Source organism: Geobacter metallireducens GS-15, assembly GCF_000012925.1.
GTDB classification, from domain to species: domain Bacteria; phylum Desulfobacterota; class Desulfuromonadia; order Geobacterales; family Geobacteraceae; genus Geobacter; species Geobacter metallireducens.
Genome location: NC_007517.1, coordinates 3847095 through 3864370, shown reverse-complemented (window position 1 = coordinate 3864370; position 17276 = coordinate 3847095). Strand labels below are relative to the sequence as shown.

Here is a 17276-nt window from a genome sequence, read left to right as displayed (position 1 = left end):
ACGAATTCATGTCGAAAAAAGAACAATTGTGCCAAAGAGCAATAAAGTTCAACAAGTTACAGCTGTACAATCAAAGTTTACCGGACAGTAGTAATGATCACCATAAATACCGACCATTGAACAACACAAGAACGGATAGGCAAGGAGGTTAAGAATGAACGTTACAGAGGCAATAACAGCGAGAAAGAGCGTAAGGGCCTATCTTGACACACCGGTCCCGGCGGATGTCCTGGAAAAGATCGTTGAAGCAGGGCGCTGGGCGCCGAATGCCGGGCCAATCCAGCTTTCGGTGGTCCGCAACGCCGAGCTGCGGAAGAAAATTAACGACGTGACACTGGACGCCATGGCTCACTCAGGCATCGAATTCCTACGGCAAAGGGCGGCGCTGCCTGGCTATCAGCCGCTTTACGACGCTCCAGTTCTGATCCTCATTTCAGGTCCGGTGACTATCCCGATCAGCGCCGTCAATGCGGCGGTCTCCGCTGAGAACATGCTTCTCCAGGCAACCGGCGCCGGACTGGGATCGTGCTTTCTCCTCTCTCTGACGCTGGCGTTCGACGGAGCAGATGGCAGCGATCTTTTACAGAAAGCGGGTATCCCTGATGGGTACCGTGTCCAGTGCGCAGTTATCGTGGGGTATGCGGCGCCTGAGAGCAAGTTCACCACTGGCGAGCGCACTATAAAGGGCGCCGTCAGTTACATCGACTGATCGTTCCCCCTGTACAGCGACAACTTCCCCGTCTGGTCCAATCAGTCATCCGGCATGCTGCAGTACGCCATCTGGTCGGCCCTGGAGTTGGAAGGATGGGGAGCATCGCTGCAGCATTACAATCCGGTCATCGATGATTCGGTCAAAGCAGCCTGGAACATCCCGGACAATTGGAAACTCATTGCGCAGATGCCGTTCGGTAAGCCGGTTGCCGAGCCTGTCAGTAAAGAATTTCAGCCAGTTGCAGGCCGGGTAAAGCTGTTCAAATAGTGAATTGAATTACTGACGTATCGCGGTAGGCTTGAGTGATTGGAGCCAAATTTATCAAGGCAGGTATCGCCTGTCCCAACGCCGGCAACCTCTATGCCACCGTCGGCAAACAGCCGAGACTTCCCCCCGAACAGCAGATGAACTCCTCGCGCCACTTCATGCGGGAACTGAATCGCTTCGGCCTCACCAGCCTGGTGGACGCTGGTGACGGCAGCGTGAAATATAAGCTGACAATGAAGAGATTGGCTACAATCGAAAGGAGTTGCCATGAATTCAGTCCGCAAGATCAGGCAAATATCCGGGGTGGTCGGCATCCTGAAGAATGGTGATGGTCCGACGGTCATGCTGCGTGCTGACATGGACGCCATGCCGATGAAGGAAGATACCGGAGTGCCGTACGCCAGCACCAAAGAAGGGGCTAACGCCAAGGGGGAGACCGTGCCGGTGGCACATTCCTGCGGACATGACATGCACACCTCGTGGCTGCTTGGCGCCGCCACGGTACTGTCCCTGGCACGCGAGACCTGGCATGGCACGCTCATGACGGTGTTCCAGCCGGCGGAAGAGACCGCCCAGGGGTCGCAGGCGATGCTCGATGACGGACTGATGGAGCGTTTCCCGCGGCCTGACGTCATCCTGGGTCAGCATCTGCTGCCGTTCCGAGCCGGTACAGTCGGCTATCATTCGGGGCAGATTCTGACCTCAGGCGACAGCCTGCTGGTACGTTTTTTCGGTAAGGGAGCCCATGGCGGCATGCCGCAAAACGGCATCGATCCGATCGTGATGGCCGCCTCAGCGGTGCTGCGCCTGCAAACCATCGTCAGTCGCGAGATTTCTCCCCAGGCCCAGGTTGTGGTGACGGTAGGGGAGTTCCATGGAGGCACGGCGGAAAACATCATTCCGGCCGAGGCGTATATAAAGCTGAATGTGCGGACGACGGACGAAGCCGTGCGCGATCATGTGTTGGCAGCGATCAGGCGGATCTGCGTCGCCGAGGCCCGCGCCTCCAATGCGCCGAAAGACCCTGAGTTCGAAGAAATCAACAATTACCCGCTGACCGTCAATGATGCGGAAGTGACCAGAAAGGTTGCCGATGCGTTCCGTGGCCAGTTTGGCGACCAGTTGTTCGAAGCGCCATCCCAGGGTGCCAGCGAAGACTTCGGTCGTTTCGGTCAGGCATGGAAGTCTCCGTATATGTACTGGTTTGTCGGAGGCAGCGACCCCGAAAAGTACGACCAGGCGGTACGGGAAGGGGGGGTGGAACGGCTGCCCGGTCCCCATTCACCATTCTGGGCGCCCGTACTGTATCCCACACTGCAGACCGGTCTTGAAACTATGCTGACCGCTGCCGGTGTCTGGTTGGCCAGATAGATCAAAGGGAATCAGCATGGCAGACTCGACAACGGTAGGGGTCCGCTCCGCCACGCGGTTTTCCGCTGTCTGTGGATTGCATCACTTGTCTCCAACCTGGGTACCTGGATGCAGAATGTGGCCGGGGTGTGGGTTCATGACCACGGAGACTCGATTGGCGACGCTGGTGGCGCTCATGCAGACGGCTCTCCGTCTCGTGCGGCTCATGGGGCATGGAAGCAAGCAGATGGTCTTTGATGTCTACGGCAACTACATTGACGGGTTGGAGAACGATTACTGGGACGTCCTCAACTGTTTCGGCAAGGACTATGTCGAGATAAAAAGAAGACCCCTGCCGTTTCATAAAAACCTTCTTTGTGAAAGTTTTTGTGAAAGTCAGGGGCCTGCTCAGTCTAACCAGTTGATTACACTGAGGTAAATATGGCGGAGAGATAGGGATTCGAACCCTAGGTACCGCAAGCGGTACAACAGATTTCGAGTCTGCCGCCTTCGACCACTCGGCCATCTCTCCTGGAGTGATATTCTGTTAGAGGGAACACGTCCGGCTGGTCTTGGCCGGAAGAGGTTTACTTATAGCCCACTTTTTTCTAAAACTCAAGGATCCTGTGGCAGGTCTCCGGCATGGAGGGGACAAGGAGGGACGGGTGTGATATGGTGTCCGATGGAGAAAGCATGAACGGAACATCGCCCCCCGTTGAACAGTTGATAGCGTGCCAGCAGGTGCTCATGGATGATTCCACGGTCTTCTCCATTCAGTGGATGACCATGCCGGAGTCCGGTGTGGCCGGCGTTACCCCCGATCTCCTGTTTGACCGCTACCTTGCCTACATTAGGCGATTCACCCGTTCTCTCGTCCGCCCAAAGGTGACGGACAACGGGGTTGAGTTTCGCCTCCTGGGCCTCCCCGTGAGCCTCATCAGCTTCGCATCGCCCGTCAGGTCGGAAGAAGAGAACAGGGCATCCCTGTCTCTCCCCATCAGCGGCGGCCTTCTGGTGTTGGCCGGCCAGGGAGCCCTTTCGTTCCTTGTTGAAGAAGCTGCGGGTGGCGTGAGGCTTACGCTCCGCCTTGCCCACTCCCGACCGTTGCTTCTGGGGAGCGCTCCCGTTTCCCCCTTAAGGAAGTTCCTCTATCGCTTCACCCAAGCACATATCCACAAGGTGGTGACGGTGCGGTTCCTTGCCCGGCTCTACCGGCAGCTGACCGGTTGCGCGGCCCGCGCGAGGGTCGTGCCGGTCCGGGTCTGTCAGGGGGAGGAGCTGTAGCCGGTACCGATTGCAAAGCGGGGCTGCCGTGCTACGCTAGTGGTGTAACTACGCTTGGACACAGGAGGAACATCATGAAAGAAAAGGATCGCGTAGCAGTATGCGAGCGGACAGAGCGGAAGGAAGAACGGGTAAAGGTGAGGAACCTGAAGAGCGGCGAGATCGGGTACACCTCCTTCTGCACCGAGGCGGGAGAGACGATCCAGGTCACGCTGGAGAACGGCCAGTTTGACAGCTGGGTCTATGCCGACTGTGAGGAGTTGCCCGAGTAGGGTGGTGTCGTGGAAGAGCGCTCGTGCAGGAGAACGCCCATTGAGGTGGGATGCTGGCTCGTGGAGCTGGACGGGGCATCCTGCCTTTATACGTTCGACATCTCGGAGAACGGTGTTTCGATCATCACCAAGGATCCTCGGCCGGTGGGGCAGGTGGTAAAGCTCCAGTTTTACACTTCCCGGTCTGCGCAGGCCGTCACCCTGGATGCCCGGGTGGTCTGGAGCCGTCTGGAACCGGAGGGGGGGATGGGGCTCGCGTTCAGCGATCTCGACGCCGAGAAGAGGGGGGTGCTCCGCTCCTTTATGGCGGAGCTGAAAAAGCGCAAGCTCTAATCCTTCGAGTAGAGGACGGCCACCGCTGTTGCCTTCTGCTCTCCCACCGACACATAGCCGTGGGGCTCGGAGGAATCGTAGTAGATGCTGTCACCCGGGTTGAGGCGCATGATGTCGGTGCCGTAGTGGAATTCCAGCTCCCCTTCCAGAAGATAGATGAACTCGAAGCCGTCGTGGCGGTAGAAGAAGGCGTCGTCCCACTCTGTCAGCTCGAATTCCACGAGGAACGGCTCCATGGGCTTGTGGCGGATGCCGGGGGCGAGGGAGCGGTAGACGTAGCCGTGGGGAGCGTCGTTCCCGGTACGGCGCCGGGTGGCTGTCTGCTGGGAGGCCCGCGTCAGCACCAGCTTCTGCTGGTCTTCCTCTTCCTCGAAGAAGTAGTGGATCCCGACCTTGAGCCCCTTTGAGATCTTGAGGAGCGTGGCGATGGGGGGGGTGACCTGATCGTTTTCGATCTGGGACAGGAGCGGCTTGGAGAGGCCGGAGAGTTCCGAGAGCTCCTGCAGGGTGAGCCGCTGTTCCTGGCGGAGCTTGCGAACCTTTTCGCCGAGCCGCAGTTCCTTGATCTGGGATTTTATGTCTGGCACGGTCACCTCCTCTCTCCCGCCCGTTATAGGGCAATCGAATGGGCAGCGTCAAGAGCTTATATATGATGGGAATCCGAGTGAGTTTGACAGCCGAAAGGACGTTGACATCGCAGGGTAATTTGGCTACTCTTTCAACGGTTTAAGGTCATCTCCTCCGTTGCTGCCGAGGCATTTCCGATGCGTATCTGTCGCCTGTTCATTGTCATCATTGCGCTCTTTACCGTTGTGCCCGCCTGCTCGAAGAAGGAAGATAAGCTCTTCTACGAGACGGGGCGGGCCGAAGCGCCGGTAAAGGACGTTCCCAAGGACATCATGGCTACCCAGCAGGCCTTCGTGGAGTTGGTGAAGAAGGTGACGCCGTCGGTGGTCAACATCTCCACCATCAGCAGGAAGAAGGTCGAGCAGCCCTTTTTCGAATTTTCTCCCTTATTCGGCGACTTGTTCGGCGACGGCAGGCCCCGCTACCGCCGCGACAAGAGCCTCGGCTCCGGATTCATCATCAACAAGAGCGGCTACATCGTCACCAATGACCACGTGGTGCGGGACGCCGAGACCATCAAGGTCAGGCTCTCCAACGAAAATGTCTATGACGGCAGGGTTGTCGGCAGTGATCCCAAGACCGACATCGCCGTCATCAAGATCGACGCCAAGGAGGATCTCCCCGTGGCGGTCCTGGCCGATTCCGACAAGCTCCAGGTGGGGCAGTGGGCCATCGCCATCGGCAATCCTTTCGGCCTCGACCGGACCGTGACCGTGGGGGTAGTGTCGGCCACCGGCCGCTCCAACATGGGGATCGAGACCTACGAGGACTTCATCCAGACCGACGCCTCCATCAACCCCGGCAACTCGGGGGGGCCGCTCCTGAACGTCCACGGGGAGGTGATCGGCATCAACACCGCCATCGTGGCCGCCGGCCAGGGGATCGGCTTTGCCATCCCCGTCAACATGGCCAAGCAGATCGTCACCCAGCTCGTCACCAAGGGGAGTGTGAGCCGTGGGTGGCTCGGCGTATCAATCCAGCCGGTGACCGACGAGATTGCCCGGGAGTTCGGCCTCAAGAAGGCCCGGGGGGTGCTGGTGGCCGACGTCGTGGAGGGGAGCCCCGCTGCCAAGGGGGGGATCAAGCAGGGAGACATTATCCTCGACTTCGCCGGCACCGAGATCAAGGACGCCCAGCACCTCCAGCGGGTCGTGGCCGCAACGGCACCGGGGAAGACCGTCCAGGTCACGGTGTTCCGTGGGGGGCGCGAGGTGAAGCTTTCCCTCACCTCGGCCAGCGCCGACAGCGCCGGGGCCCGGCAGGCCCGACCCCAGGGGGAGGAGCCCGACCTCCTCGGTCTGATGGTCGAGGAAATTCCTTCCGACCTGCGCCGCCGTGGCGTATCCGGCGTGGTCGTGGCCGAGGTTGACGAGGAGGGGATTGCCGCCGAGGCGGGGATCCAGCGTGGCGACATCATCGTTTCGGTGAACCGCAAGGGGGTCGCGACCCGGGCCGAATATGAACGCGCCATGGCGGAAGCCGGACGCCGGGGCACGGCGATCCTGCTAGTGCGCCGGGGCAACGCCAGCATTTTCTTCTCGCTCAGGCTGCGCTAACTCCTTCTTCCGGGGCTGTTGCCGGGAGTCTGCAATGAATTCACAGGAGAGGATATCTCATGAGTCTTATCGATAACCCCGACCAGGCAAAGCGTCTCGCCCGGGCCATCATCTCGGACATCGCCATCTACAACCGCGAGAAGGTGGAGCGGGGGATCAAGGAGGATTCCATCTTCGAGCTCCTCGCCGAGGAGATCGAGGAGGGGCGCCAGCACTTCCAGTCGCGGGTGGCGCCCGAGCTTTCATCCGAGGCCATCTATGACATGGCCCTCGTGGACGTGCTCATCAAGAGGGCAGGGAAGATCGAGTCATCAATCTGGTGATTGAGGGGACGCACAACGGTTTATGCGGACGGGGCGCGATCAACGGTCGCGCCTTCGCCGTTTTTGAGGATCAATGGACACAACCTATGAATTCATAGCCCCCGGCGAGGGGGAGGCCGGCCGTCTTGACCAGTTCGTGGCCCGCTCCGTGGAGGGGATGACCCGCTCCACGGTGCAGCGCCTCATCGATGAGGGGCGGGTGACAGTGGACGGGAAGGTGGAGAAGCCGTCCCTGAAGCTGCGGGGAGGGGAGCGGATCGTGGTGGCGGTGCCGCCGCCGGCTCCGGCGGTTCCCGAGGCGGAGGAGATTCCGCTCGTGATCCTCCACGAGGACAGCGACCTGGTGGTGGTCAACAAGTCGGCGGGGATGGTGGTCCACCCCGGAGCCGGGACGCCGGGCGGAACCCTCGTGAATGCGCTCCTGGCCCACTGCACCGACCTGTCGGGGATTGGCGGCGAGATCCGCCCCGGCATCGTCCACCGCATCGACAAGGACACCACCGGCGTCCTGGTGGTGGCCAAGAACGACCGTTCCCACGAGGGGCTCGCCCGCCAGTTCCGGGAGCACACCATCAAGCGGATCTACCTGGCCCTGGTCTTCGGCTCGCCGAAAACCGACACGGGGCGCATCGAGGGGGCCATCGGCCGCCACCCCACGGACCGCCTCCGGATGTCGGGAAAGGCGAAACACGGCAAACATGCCGTCACCCACTGGAAGGTCCTGGCCCGCTACCCGGGGATGACCCTCCTGCGGCTGCGGCTTGAGACGGGGCGGACCCACCAGATCCGGGTCCACCTGGCGGAATCCGGGCATCCCCTGGTGGGGGACGAGGTCTACGGGGGGGCCGGCCGAGCCAACGACCTGCGGGACCCGGTCCTGAAGAAGCTCGTCCGGGAGCTGGGGCGCCAGGCCCTCCACGCCAAGACCCTCGGCTTCATCCACCCGGCCAGCGGCTCCTACGTCGAATTCGACACGGAGCTGCCGGACGATATGGCCCGAATCATTACCTATCTTGAACAGCAAGGAGCATAGAACTTATGGAGATGAAACGAGCCGACAAGGTTCACTATCTGGAGCCGGAGCTCCTGACCGCCGCCGGGGCATCGTTCCACGGCTTTACCTCCCGCCACGAGGGGGTGTCGCGCCCTCCGTACAACTCCCTCAACCTGGGGGTCGGCACCAACGACTCGCCCCACTCCGTTGAGGGGAACCGGAGCCTCCTGTCCCGGGCCTTCGGGGTGGAGGCGGGGCGGCTTGTGACCGTGACCCAGGTCCACGGCACTGACCTCCTGGTGATCGATTCCCCCAACCCGGACTACGCCTACTTCCAGAAGCTGGAAGCCGACGGCATCATCACCAACCAGCCGGGCGTGATGATCGGGGTCTGCGTGGCCGACTGCGTGCCGGTGCTCCTCCTGGACCCGGTTAAAGGGGTTGCGGCTGCGCTTCACGCAGGGTGGAAGGGAACCGCGGCCGGAATCTGCCGCAAGGGGGTGGATGCCTTTGTCAGCCTCTTCGGTTCAGAGCCCCGGGACATCCTGGCGGCCGTGGGGCCCGGCATCGGTCCCTGTTGCTACGAGGTGGACACGCCGGTGGCCGAGGCGTTCCGGGCCGGGGGGCATGACTGGGACGCGGTCGCCACCATCAAGGAGATGGCCCGGTGGCAGTTGGACCTGGTCCGGGCCAATGCCCTGCAGCTGGGGGCAGCCGGCATCCCCGAACGGAACATCGAGACGGCGCCCCAGTGTGTTTCGTGTGCCCCGGAGTTCTTCTTCTCCCACCGCCGCGACAGCGGGGAGACGGGACGGCAGATGGGCTTCATCATGTTGAAGGGGTAAACCGATGAAATTCGCCATTTCCGACCAGATCCGCTCGGTCCACGCACCCCCCATCACCGAGGTGAAGGGGTGGCTCGCCAGCCGGGAGCCCGATCCAGGGCGTCACCTCATTGATCTCTGCCAGGCGGTGCCCGACTACGCCCCGGCCCGGCAGTTGACCGACTACCTGGCGACATGCCTCGACGATCCGGCCATGGCGAAGTATTCCCCCGACGAGGGGCTTCTTGAAGTGCGGGAGGGGGTCTGTGCCCGCTACGGTCGGGTTTACGGCGCGGCCCCCGCGCCGGAGGGGGTCTGCCTCACCATCGGCGCCAGCCAGGCCTTCTGGCTCGCCATGGTGACCCTCTGCCGGGCCGGGGACGAGGTGATCGTGCCGCTCCCCGCCTACTTCGACCACCCCATGGCCCTGGAGATGCTAGGGCTGAGGCCGGTCTGGCTCCCCTTCGACGAGAAGCGGGGGGGCGTCGTGGACCCGGCGGCGGTGGAGCGGCTCATCACCCCCCGGACCCGGGCGATCCTGCTGGTGACCCCCTCGAACCCCACCGGTGTCGTCACCCCGCCCGATGTGATCCACGAACTCTACTCCCTGGCCCGGCGCCGGGGAACCGCCTTGGTCATCGACGAGACCTACGCTGACTTCATCCCGGGCGGCGCGGCCCCCCACGACCTCTTCGCCGACCCCCACTGGGGGGATCACCTGGTCCAGATCATGTCCTTCGGCAAGACCTACGCCCTTACCGGCTACCGTGCCGGGTGCCTCGTGGCGTCCGACGCGTTCATCTCCCATGCCCTCAAGGCCCAAGACACCATGGCGGTCTGCCAGCCCCGCATCACCCAGCACGCGGTCCTCTACGGCGTGCGTCACCTCGACGACTGGGTCGCCGAAAATCGCCTCATGATGGAGCGGCGCCACGATCTTTTCCGGTCAGTGTTCACACGGCCGGGGAACCCCTTCGAGCTGGCGGCCAGCGGCACCTTCTTCGCCTGGGTCCGGCACCCTTTCCCGGGAAAGACCGGCCGGGAGGCGGCCCGCCGGCTTGCCGTTGAGGCTGGAGTCATCTGTCTGCCCGGCGAGGTGTTTGGACCGGGGCTCGAACCGTACCTGCGGCTTGCCTTTGGCAATATCCGCGAGGAGGCGATACCCGAGGCCGTGGAGCGGTTCAGGGGGCTGGCCGTTTGATGGCGAAGCAGAGGGAGAACGTGTTGCCTTTCTCCTGAATTCTGACTCCTTGAATTCATTCAGTTACCCCTCAGCAAGGGTAAAGAAGAAGGTTGCCCCCTTGCCAGCCGCGCTTTCGGCCCAGACCGTTCCCCCGTGGCGGGTGACGATGTTGTGGACGATGGCGAGCCCCACGCCGGTCCCCTCGAAATCCTCACTGCGGTGGAGACGCTGGAAGACACCGAAGAGCTTGTCGGCGTACGCCATGTCGAAGCCGTCCCCGTTGTCCCGCACAAAGTAGACCGTTGCCCCGTCCTTTTTGAAACTCCCCACCTCTATCCGGGCATCCTCCCGTTTGCGGCTGTATTTGAAGGCATTGGAGAGAAGATTCGCGAAGACCTGTCGGATGAGGGAGGGGTCCGCCTGGCAGGGGGGGAGCTCTCCCACCGTAACCTGCACCGTGCGTCCCGCCCGTTCCCCTTCCAACTCTTCCAGAACGTCGCGGACCACGGCGGCAGGATCCACGTTCTCCCTCTTCAGGGGGTGGCGGCTGAGGCGCGAGAAGGTCAGGAGGTCGTCGATGAGGGCGGCCATCCTGATGCCGTTGCCGGCGATCTGGCCGAGATACCGTTGGGCCTCGGCCGGGAGGTGCGGTGCGAAATCCTCCAGCAGGATGGTGGCGTAGCCGTTCACTGCCCTCAGGGGAGCCCGCAGGTCGTGGGAGATGGAGTAGGAGAAGGACTCCATATGGAGGAGGGCCGATTTCAGCTGCGCCGTCCGTTCATTGACCCGCTCCTCCAGCTCCTCGTTGAGGCGGCGGATATCCTCGGTACGCTCGATCACCCTCTGTTCCAGTGATTCGTTGAGGGTCTGCAGTTCGTGGACGTAACTCTGGAGCGTGGCCGCCATCTGCCGGACGTTGCCGATGAGCCCCGCCACCTCCCGAATGCCGCTGTGGGGCCAGTCAATCTCCTGGTGCCGTATCACGTCCACGGGGAGGGTGGCGGATATCTGCTCCAGGTGGGCGATGGGGCGGGTGAACGCTGCGCTGGCCACGTGTGCGGTGGCGATGGAGAAGAGGATGAGGGCGAGGAGGAGGGCAAAACCCCGGCTGGCGTTGTTCTCGAGCCCCTCCAGGAAAGGTTTCATCGGCGTCGTGATGACAATGGACCACGGCACGTCAGCATTGAGGGGAGAATCCATGCCGAAGGACGCCTGTTGCCAGCGCTGAAGGTCGCGGCCCCCCGGGGTGAGGGGAATGAACTGGTAAAGTCCATCTGACAGCCGGCGTCGTTCCTTCCCCATGCCGGGGGCGAAGCGCTCCATCATTTTTCTCGCTGAGTCGGTGCTGGCGATGACCTGCCGTTTCCGGTCCAGGAGGGTGATGTCCATGGCGCGGTTGTCGGCGATGATGCGCAGCTGTTCCGTCATGCGCGCGATCTCGACGGTGCCGGTACAGTAACCGCGGAATTCGCCATCTATGACAATGGGGGCGAAGAGGGCCAGCCGGGGCACCTTCGACACGGTTCCGTAGTCGATGTCAGAGACCGCCGGACGCAGGGTTTCCCGTACGATCCGGTGGTAGGGCATGGTGGAGTAATCTCTCCCCACATTGGAGCGCCCCTGCTGATCCACCGCCGGAACGAAGGCCACGGAGATGGCCCTGCTGTTCTGCACTGACATCTTCACAAAATGGGGTGAAAGCAGCTTTATCAGATTAGCCTTATTCTGGATGATGGCGGCGGGGGTAGTCTGGGGGTCTCCAACCTGGGACGCCAGGGTCTGAACGTCGTGGGTTTTGTCGGCAAGCCAGGTCTCGATCACCTGGCGGGTAAGGTTCGTGGTGGTCTGCAACCGCTGGTGGATCCGTTGTTCTTCCTGGGATATGTCCCGTCGGATTTCGAGAACGACGTAACAGATACCCGGAATGAGGATGGCTGCCACCATGGATGTCGCGAGGAGGTGGTGGAAGTGGGTTGACTGTTCGCCAGGACGCCTGAAGGGCTGCGAGAGGTTTACCAGATGAAGGAGCAGGGCGGCGGCCAAGGCGTTAAAGATGCCGTTGACTCCATACTTGAGTGACAGCAGGACGGCCAGAGACAGGTCGGTCTGGCTTGCCATATGGTAAAACAGGTAAAAGGGCATGCCGAGGCAGAACCAGTAGAGGGTGTCGAGAAACGCGATATTGCGGGACCGCCGCAGCATCCGCCCCACGACCAGGGCCTCGCCCACCCAGACCAGCACCCCCAAGGGACTGTGCCAGAAAATCAGAGAGTAGCTTGCGGCCAGGGCTGCCGCCAGGACGCCGGCCCCCGTCCCGTAGCGGAACAGGGCGAGCATGACAAAGAAGGAACCGAAGAAGATGTTGACACCAAAGAAGAGGGACGGGTTCAGCCAGTTGACGGCAAAGCCAAGAGTGCCGAGCAGCAGGGCGGCGGCAATGGTCTTAATCTTCGATGTTGTGTGGTTGCGCATTGCCGAGAGATGCCCCTCCCTGACGGAACGAAACAAGGTGAACCTCTGGAGGATTATAAGCGTGACGCCGGTGTCAGGGACATAAAAAACTTTGTACACTGACACGGCAAAATGCGTTCCGAAAGGGAAAGGGCCTGTTCTGGCGCAACGGAAGGGGGCCGGGGGGAAAATCCCACGGGCAAGGACCAGTGCTGCCGGCTGCTGAGAGGTGAGGGTGATGGGAGGTTTCAGAACTCCTGGGGCATGGCCTTGACCTGAGCGGCAGTGAAGACCGGGCCGTCCTTGCAGACATAGACGTTCCCTACGTTGCAGCGGCCGCACTTGCCGAGGCCGCACTTCATCCGGTTTTCCAGGGTGGTGTAGATGGCGTTGTCACTGAAACCGAGCTTCTCCAGCACCGGCAGGGTGAACTTGATCATGATGGGGGGGCCGCACACAAGGGCGATGGTGTTGTCCGCCGCGGGAGCCGCCTCTTCCAGGATCGTGGGGACAAAGCCGACCTTGCCGTCCCAGTCGGGTGAGTTCCCGCCGGGGTCCACGGTCTTCACGAGCCGCACGTCGCTGCGCTCTTCCCACTCCGTGAGCTCCCGCTTGTAGACCAGATCCCCCTCGGTGCGGGCGCCGTAGACAATCGTAATGTCGCCGAACTTCTCCCGCCAGTCCAGGCACTGCCCGATGAGGGTCCGCAGCGGCGGGAGCGCGATCCCCCCGGCCACAAAGACGAGATTCCTGCCGAAGAACTCCTCGATGGGAAAGGAGTTGCCGTAGGGGCCCCGCACGCCGATGGCGTCGCCCACCTCCAGTTGCCGGAGCGCCTCGGTGACCCGCCCCACGGCCCGGAAGCAGCACTCGATGTACCCTTTGCGGGTCGGCGCCGAGGCGATGCAGAAGGTGGCCTCCCCGGCCCCGAAGGCCGAGTACTCGGCGAACTGGCCGGCCCGGAAGGTGAAGTTCTCCCGCACCGTCTCGTCCTGGAACTCAAGCCGGAAGGTGCGGATGTCGGCGGTCTCGTCGACGATCTCCTTGATCGTGGCGAGTTGGGGGAGATAGATGTTTTTACTGTGATCGCACATAAAATCGGTGATTGGGGACCGGGGACCGGGGACCAGTAAAAATCTTTACCAGTCCAGGGCTTCCGGTCCCTGGTTCCTTTCTTAGTCTTTGCCGGTCCCTGGTCCCTGGTCCCTGGTCCCGATCGCGGAAAGAATTTCCGCGATGTCGATCCCCACGGGACAGGCGCGGATGCACCTGCCGCAGCCGGTGCAGAGGCGTTGGTCGAACTTGTCCACGTAGTACTTGAACTTGTGCATGATCCGGTTGCGGTAGCGCTGGGGCTGCACATCCCGGGGGTTGTGGCCCGAGGCGTGGTTGGTGAACTTACCGAAGCCGCAGGCATCCCACGATTTTCTCCGCGCTCCCTTCTTCTCGCCCCCCTCATCGTTGATGTCGAAGCAGTGGCAGGCGGGGCACAGGAATGCGCAGGCGCCGCAGCCGGCGCAGCGCTCGGCGATTTCCTCCCAGAGCGGGTCCTCGAAGTGGTTGTCGAGCCACTGTTTGATCTTCTCCAGGTCGAGCTTCCCCAATGCCGGCTCGGCTAGGGGTGCGGGGGTGCCGTCACCCTCGGCAAAGAGGCCACCATGGGCGGCAAGAAGCGCCATCCCCTTGTCGGTGATGACGTCGCAGCGGTAGCCCCCGCCGGTGAGGGTGGTGAGAAAGAGGTCGCTCCCCTTGGTGTCATTGGTGGAAAGCCCCACGGCGGTGCAGAAGCAGGCGTCGTCGGCCCTCGCGCAGGCCAGGCCGATGATGGTGGTCTTTCCCCGGCGCGAGAGGTAGAACTCATCCTGGTAATCCCAGGAAAAGACGCTGTCCAGAACCGGCGCGGCGGCCACGTCGCAGGGGCGGGCAGCGACGAGCACCGTCTCGGGGATGGCGCCGGGGTCCACGTCGGTGACCCGCACCCCCTCCCTGTCCCGCTCGTAGGTGAGGATGGTCTCGCACAGGGGAAAGAAGGTCTCCTTGGCGGAGCGGCGGGGAAGCTCCCCGAGGTTCAGCTCCTCGCCTGTTGCGAGGGGCTCGTAGAGGGTCATGGTGCCGGCGGCCTTCGGGCCGATGACCCGCTTTCCTTCGTTCACCAGGGTGTCGATGAGGCGCAGGAGATTCTGTTCGGAGATGGTCTTTGGCATGGATAACCCTTTTGATAACACAGAGCAACCGTGTTCTCAGTCAACAAATTAGTGCAGAAGTGGAGTGAATTTCGAGTGATCCCACTTCTGGTTGTTTTTCACCATGGCATTGAGGATGGTGAGTAGTTTTCGCATGCAAGCGGTGATCGCGACTTTGTGAAGTTTTCCGGCGCTTGTAAGGCGTTGATAGAAGGCTTTTATAACCGGGTTAAACCTGGCGGCACACAATGTTGCCATGTACAGGACAGAACGCACGGTTGCTCTGCCACCGGAGATTGCGCGCTTTCCACGGAATTTGCCACTGTCCCGATTATAGGGGCATACTCCGACCAGAGCGCCAAGCTGCTGTCGGGAAATGGTCCCCAACTCCGGAAGTGCTGCCAGTATGGTGGCCGCAGTCACAGGGCCGATGCCCTTGACACTGGTAAGGATTTCTTCTTTTGCCTTCCAGGATTCGCTGGACTGAATAAGAGTTGAGATGTCTTTATCAACGTCATCGATCTGCTGTGTCAGCCAGGCAATATGGGTCATGATGCCTTTGCGGACCGTAGGTGCAGCGGAAATCACGCGATTTTTTTCCGCCACAAGCATCTCGACCAACTGCCGGCGGCGGGCCAGCAGTGCTGCTAGATTTTGGCTTGTCTCGTCCTTGAGCGGCCTGATTTCAGGCTTGATGGCTTGGGCAAATCGGGCAATGATCTTGGCATCAAGAATATCGGTCTTCGCCAGCAGCCCGCATGCTTTGGCAAAGTTTCTGACCTGCCGAGGATTAACCACGACCACTGGCAGACCCGCTGCTGATAAGGTGCTGACAGCTAGCATCTCCAAGCCGCCGGTGGCTTCGAGAACAATCCGACAAGGGGCGTTCGTAATGAGCCACGTCGTCAGCTCAGCACAACCGGCATCATCGTTAGTCACCCTTTTCTGGTCACCAGTTGGCATGAGGTAGACATCAAGATGCTCTTTACTAACGTCGACTCCAACAACTGCATCATTGGGTTCCATATTCTCTCCAGTCCCTTTCTTGCGAAAATTCGGGCTCGTTTCGGCCCAAGCAACCGTTCGGGTTGAGGAAAGATGGACACGACGCATTACGCTCTGTGACGGGCTCAATTGGCCCAAGCAACGACCAAGCTGTCGTGTCCAATTCTGGAGAACATATAACCGGTTACTGAAACATACAAGCAACGGAGCAACGGAGAACGGCTTAAACCCGATCATTAGGGGTACCTGAAATGATTTGCGACCCGTTGTCTTGTCAGTTTATTCGGTTTTCTCCGTGTGCTCCGTTGTTCCGTGTTATTCCAGGTTTTGGTTATTTTATAAAACTCTGGTCGTCGTTTTCCCGGTACTCCGCCAGGGGACCCTTCTCCTTCACCTCGAACCCCGCCTCGTGGCCGTAGAGCTCCTTCAACTCCTTGGCCATCTTGCGGTTCAGGAGATTCAAGGGGATGTCCATGGGGCAGGCCCGCTCGCACTCGGCACACCCGGCGCAGCGCCCCGCCAGGTGCATGGCCCGTACGATGTGCCAGGCCATGTTGCCGGCCGGCCGCGGCGTGGTCTCCACCGCCTGGGGGCGGTTGCGGTCGCAGAGGCACTGCTCGCAGTAGCAGAAGGGGCAGACCTGGCGGCAGGCGTAGCAGCGGATGCAACGGGCGAAGTGTTCCTTCCAGAAGCTCCAGCGCTCCGCCGGGGTCATGGCCTCAAGCCGGGCCAGTTCCTCGCTCTCGGCCGGCGTGAAGTGCGGCAACTCGGGGAGCGTCCCCACGGTGACATCGGCCCCTTCCGGGGTGTGCACCGTGCACTCCCGGCACTTCTTCGCGAGGGGTTCGCTTGTCCCTCGCACCCCGGGGCAGACCACGCCGATCACGTGGATATCCGCCCGTTTCAGCTGGTTCTCTCCCATGAGTCCCACAAGCGCCTTGAGGTCGCATCCCTTGACCACGATGGCGATCTTCCCCCTGGCCCGGATCTCCTTCTTGGCTTTGGAGAGGTAGAGGGCCAGGTTGTTGACGCAGGCCGGGGAAAAGATGAGCTTGTCCGTATCTGCCGGGGTGGTGACGATGGCCGGCATGGCGGTGCCTTGCCTTCGCCCCGCCTGCCACCCCACCACGGCGGCCACGGCGCCGCTCTCCAGGGCTTTCTCAGCTTCCCGGCAGATGGCGTCGGTAATGGTCGCGTAGACCGCAGGGGCGATGGCGGTGGTATCGAGTTGTTGAGCCGTAGTGTTCATGTCAGATGTTCCCCACCGCCTCGTACGCTTCCTGCAGCTCCGGAGAGTCTATTGCTCCGGACCACTGCTCCTGCGCCTCCAGTTCCTTGAACTCCCGCATCGGCCCCAGTGCCCGGACCCGTTCGGTGAGCTCCGTGGCCACCTCGACCCATTTGCCCCCCTCGGCGGCGGAGACCCAGGAGAACTGGAGCCGCTGCAGGTCCACCCCGATGAAGTCCAGAAGCGCCCGGAAGGCGGCAAAGCGGCGTCGGGCGTGGAAGTTGCCCGCCATGTAGTGGCAGTCCCCGGGGTGGCACCCGGAGACCAGCACCCCGTCGGCCCCCTTCTGGAAGGCCCGCAGGATAAAGACCGGGTCGATCCGCCCGGTGCAGGGGAACTTCACCACCCGGGTGTTGGCCGGGTACTGCAGGCGCGCGGTCCCCGCCAGGTCCGCCCCGGCGTAGGTGCACCAGGTGCAGACAAAGGCGACGATCTTCGGTTCGAATGTGTGGTTTGGTTTTACATGCATTTTTAAAACCTTCTCTAGCCACAGAGGACACAGAGAGCACAGAGAAAAGTCGAAAACAACGCCCACTTACCCTGTACTCTCGGCAAGAGGGTAACTTCGGGCGTATTTTTTTTGATGCTGGTTTTCTCTGAGTCCTCTGTGACCTCTGTGGCAAA

21 protein-coding genes and 1 tRNA gene are annotated in these 17276 nt (G+C 61.5%); 14 read left to right on the top strand and 8 right to left on the bottom strand.

Translation table 11 applies throughout. The annotated features are described in order from the left end of the window. The first annotated feature begins 154 nt into the window (after positions 1-154). The 6 genes from GMET_RS17280 to GMET_RS17265 are packed head-to-tail and all read left to right on the top strand — an operon-like array spanning position 155 to position 2768. Positions 155-709, top strand: a complete 555-nt coding sequence (locus GMET_RS17280; protein ID WP_004514674.1) for a nitroreductase family protein — start codon at positions 155-157, stop codon at positions 707-709. Positions 710-718: 9 nt separating this feature from the next. Further along, positions 719-979 carry a nitroreductase family protein gene (locus GMET_RS17275; RefSeq protein WP_261974689.1) on the top strand — a complete coding sequence of 87 codons (261 nt, stop codon included), beginning with the start codon at positions 719-721 and terminating at the stop codon, positions 977-979. Between the two features lie 35 nt (positions 980-1014). Continuing rightward, positions 1015-1308 (top strand): hypothetical protein, encoded by a 294-nt coding sequence (locus GMET_RS18495; protein WP_004514672.1) that lies wholly within the window; start codon positions 1015-1017, stop codon positions 1306-1308. Beyond that, positions 1247-2350, top strand: coding sequence for an amidohydrolase (locus tag GMET_RS17270; RefSeq protein ID WP_004514671.1), 1104 nt, complete (start codon positions 1247-1249; stop codon positions 2348-2350). The genes GMET_RS18495 and GMET_RS17270 overlap by 62 nt, the downstream gene beginning before the upstream one ends. Continuing rightward, entirely contained in the window at positions 2351-2587 is a 237-nt protein-coding gene (locus tag GMET_RS19315; protein WP_202943501.1) for an MFS transporter, read from the top strand. Continuing rightward, positions 2487-2768 carry a hypothetical protein gene (locus GMET_RS17265; protein WP_202943491.1) on the top strand — a complete coding sequence of 94 codons (282 nt, stop codon included), beginning with the start codon at positions 2487-2489 and terminating at the stop codon, positions 2766-2768. The genes GMET_RS19315 and GMET_RS17265 overlap by 101 nt, the downstream gene beginning before the upstream one ends. A gap of 3 nt (positions 2769-2771) precedes the next feature. Here GMET_RS17265 and GMET_RS17260 read toward each other — a convergent pair. After that, positions 2772-2861: transfer RNA gene (locus tag GMET_RS17260), tRNA-Ser, on the bottom strand. Between the two features lie 161 nt (positions 2862-3022). Between GMET_RS17260 and GMET_RS17255 the strand changes: the two genes are divergently transcribed. The 3 genes from GMET_RS17255 (at position 3023) to GMET_RS17245 (ending at position 4218) form a co-directional block, all read left to right on the top strand. Then, positions 3023-3613: a hypothetical protein gene (locus GMET_RS17255; RefSeq protein ID WP_004514669.1), complete on the top strand. Its 591-nt coding sequence runs from the start codon at positions 3023-3025 to the stop codon at positions 3611-3613. 74 nt (positions 3614-3687) lie between these two features. Next, positions 3688-3885 (top strand): hypothetical protein, encoded by a 198-nt coding sequence (locus GMET_RS17250; protein WP_004514668.1) that lies wholly within the window; start codon positions 3688-3690, stop codon positions 3883-3885. Between the two features lie 9 nt (positions 3886-3894). Further along, positions 3895-4218: a PilZ domain-containing protein gene (locus GMET_RS17245; protein WP_004514667.1), complete on the top strand. Its 324-nt coding sequence runs from the start codon at positions 3895-3897 to the stop codon at positions 4216-4218. Here the strand turns inward: GMET_RS17245 and GMET_RS17240 are convergent. Further along, positions 4215-4805, bottom strand: a complete 591-nt coding sequence (locus tag GMET_RS17240) for a helix-turn-helix domain-containing protein (RefSeq protein WP_004514666.1) — start codon at positions 4803-4805, stop codon at positions 4215-4217. The genes GMET_RS17245 and GMET_RS17240 overlap by 4 nt on opposite strands. Before the next feature lie 177 nt (positions 4806-4982). Here GMET_RS17240 and GMET_RS17235 point away from each other — a divergent pair, with 177 nt between their 5' ends. The 5 genes from GMET_RS17235 to GMET_RS17215 all read left to right on the top strand — a co-directional run bounded on the left by GMET_RS17235 (position 4983) and on the right by GMET_RS17215 (position 9743). After that, positions 4983-6401, top strand: coding sequence for a DegQ family serine endoprotease (locus GMET_RS17235; RefSeq protein WP_004514665.1), 1419 nt, complete (start codon positions 4983-4985; stop codon positions 6399-6401). 59 nt (positions 6402-6460) lie between these two features. After that, on the top strand, positions 6461-6724 hold the full coding sequence (locus GMET_RS17230; RefSeq protein ID WP_004514664.1) for a hypothetical protein: 264 nt from the start codon (positions 6461-6463) through the stop codon (positions 6722-6724). A gap of 73 nt (positions 6725-6797) precedes the next feature. Next, a complete protein-coding gene (locus GMET_RS17225; RefSeq protein ID WP_004514663.1) occupies positions 6798-7757 on the top strand; it encodes an RluA family pseudouridine synthase in 960 nt (319 codons plus the stop codon). Positions 7758-7762: 5 nt separating this feature from the next. After that, a complete protein-coding gene (gene pgeF / locus GMET_RS17220; RefSeq protein WP_004514662.1) occupies positions 7763-8563 on the top strand; it encodes a peptidoglycan editing factor PgeF in 801 nt (266 codons plus the stop codon). Positions 8564-8567: 4 nt separating this feature from the next. Then, a complete protein-coding gene (locus tag GMET_RS17215) occupies positions 8568-9743 on the top strand; it encodes an aminotransferase (protein ID WP_004514661.1) in 1176 nt (391 codons plus the stop codon). Positions 9744-9806: 63 nt separating this feature from the next. Here GMET_RS17215 and GMET_RS19115 read toward each other — a convergent pair whose 3' ends face one another. The 6 genes from GMET_RS19115 to GMET_RS17185 form a co-directional block, all read right to left on the bottom strand. Next, positions 9807-12197 (bottom strand): sensor histidine kinase, encoded by a 2391-nt coding sequence (locus tag GMET_RS19115; protein ID WP_011366192.1) that lies wholly within the window; start codon positions 12195-12197, stop codon positions 9807-9809. Positions 12198-12424: 227 nt separating this feature from the next. Further along, complete coding sequence (locus GMET_RS17205; protein WP_004514659.1) at positions 12425-13270, bottom strand: FAD/NAD(P)-binding protein; 846 nt, start codon at positions 13268-13270, stop codon at positions 12425-12427. 81 nt (positions 13271-13351) lie between these two features. Then, entirely contained in the window at positions 13352-14380 is a 1029-nt protein-coding gene (locus GMET_RS17200; RefSeq protein ID WP_004514658.1) for a 4Fe-4S dicluster domain-containing protein, read from the bottom strand. Between the two features lie 48 nt (positions 14381-14428). Then, on the bottom strand, positions 14429-15385 hold the full coding sequence (locus GMET_RS17195; protein WP_004513407.1) for an IS110-like element ISGme8 family transposase: 957 nt from the start codon (positions 15383-15385) through the stop codon (positions 14429-14431). Between the two features lie 310 nt (positions 15386-15695). After that, positions 15696-16613: a 4Fe-4S dicluster domain-containing protein gene (locus tag GMET_RS17190; protein WP_004514235.1), complete on the bottom strand. Its 918-nt coding sequence runs from the start codon at positions 16611-16613 to the stop codon at positions 15696-15698. 1 nt (position 16614) lies between these two features. Further along, on the bottom strand, positions 16615-17121 hold the full coding sequence (locus GMET_RS17185; RefSeq protein WP_004514234.1) for a hydrogenase iron-sulfur subunit: 507 nt from the start codon (positions 17119-17121) through the stop codon (positions 16615-16617). Positions 17122-17276 lie beyond the last annotated feature (155 nt).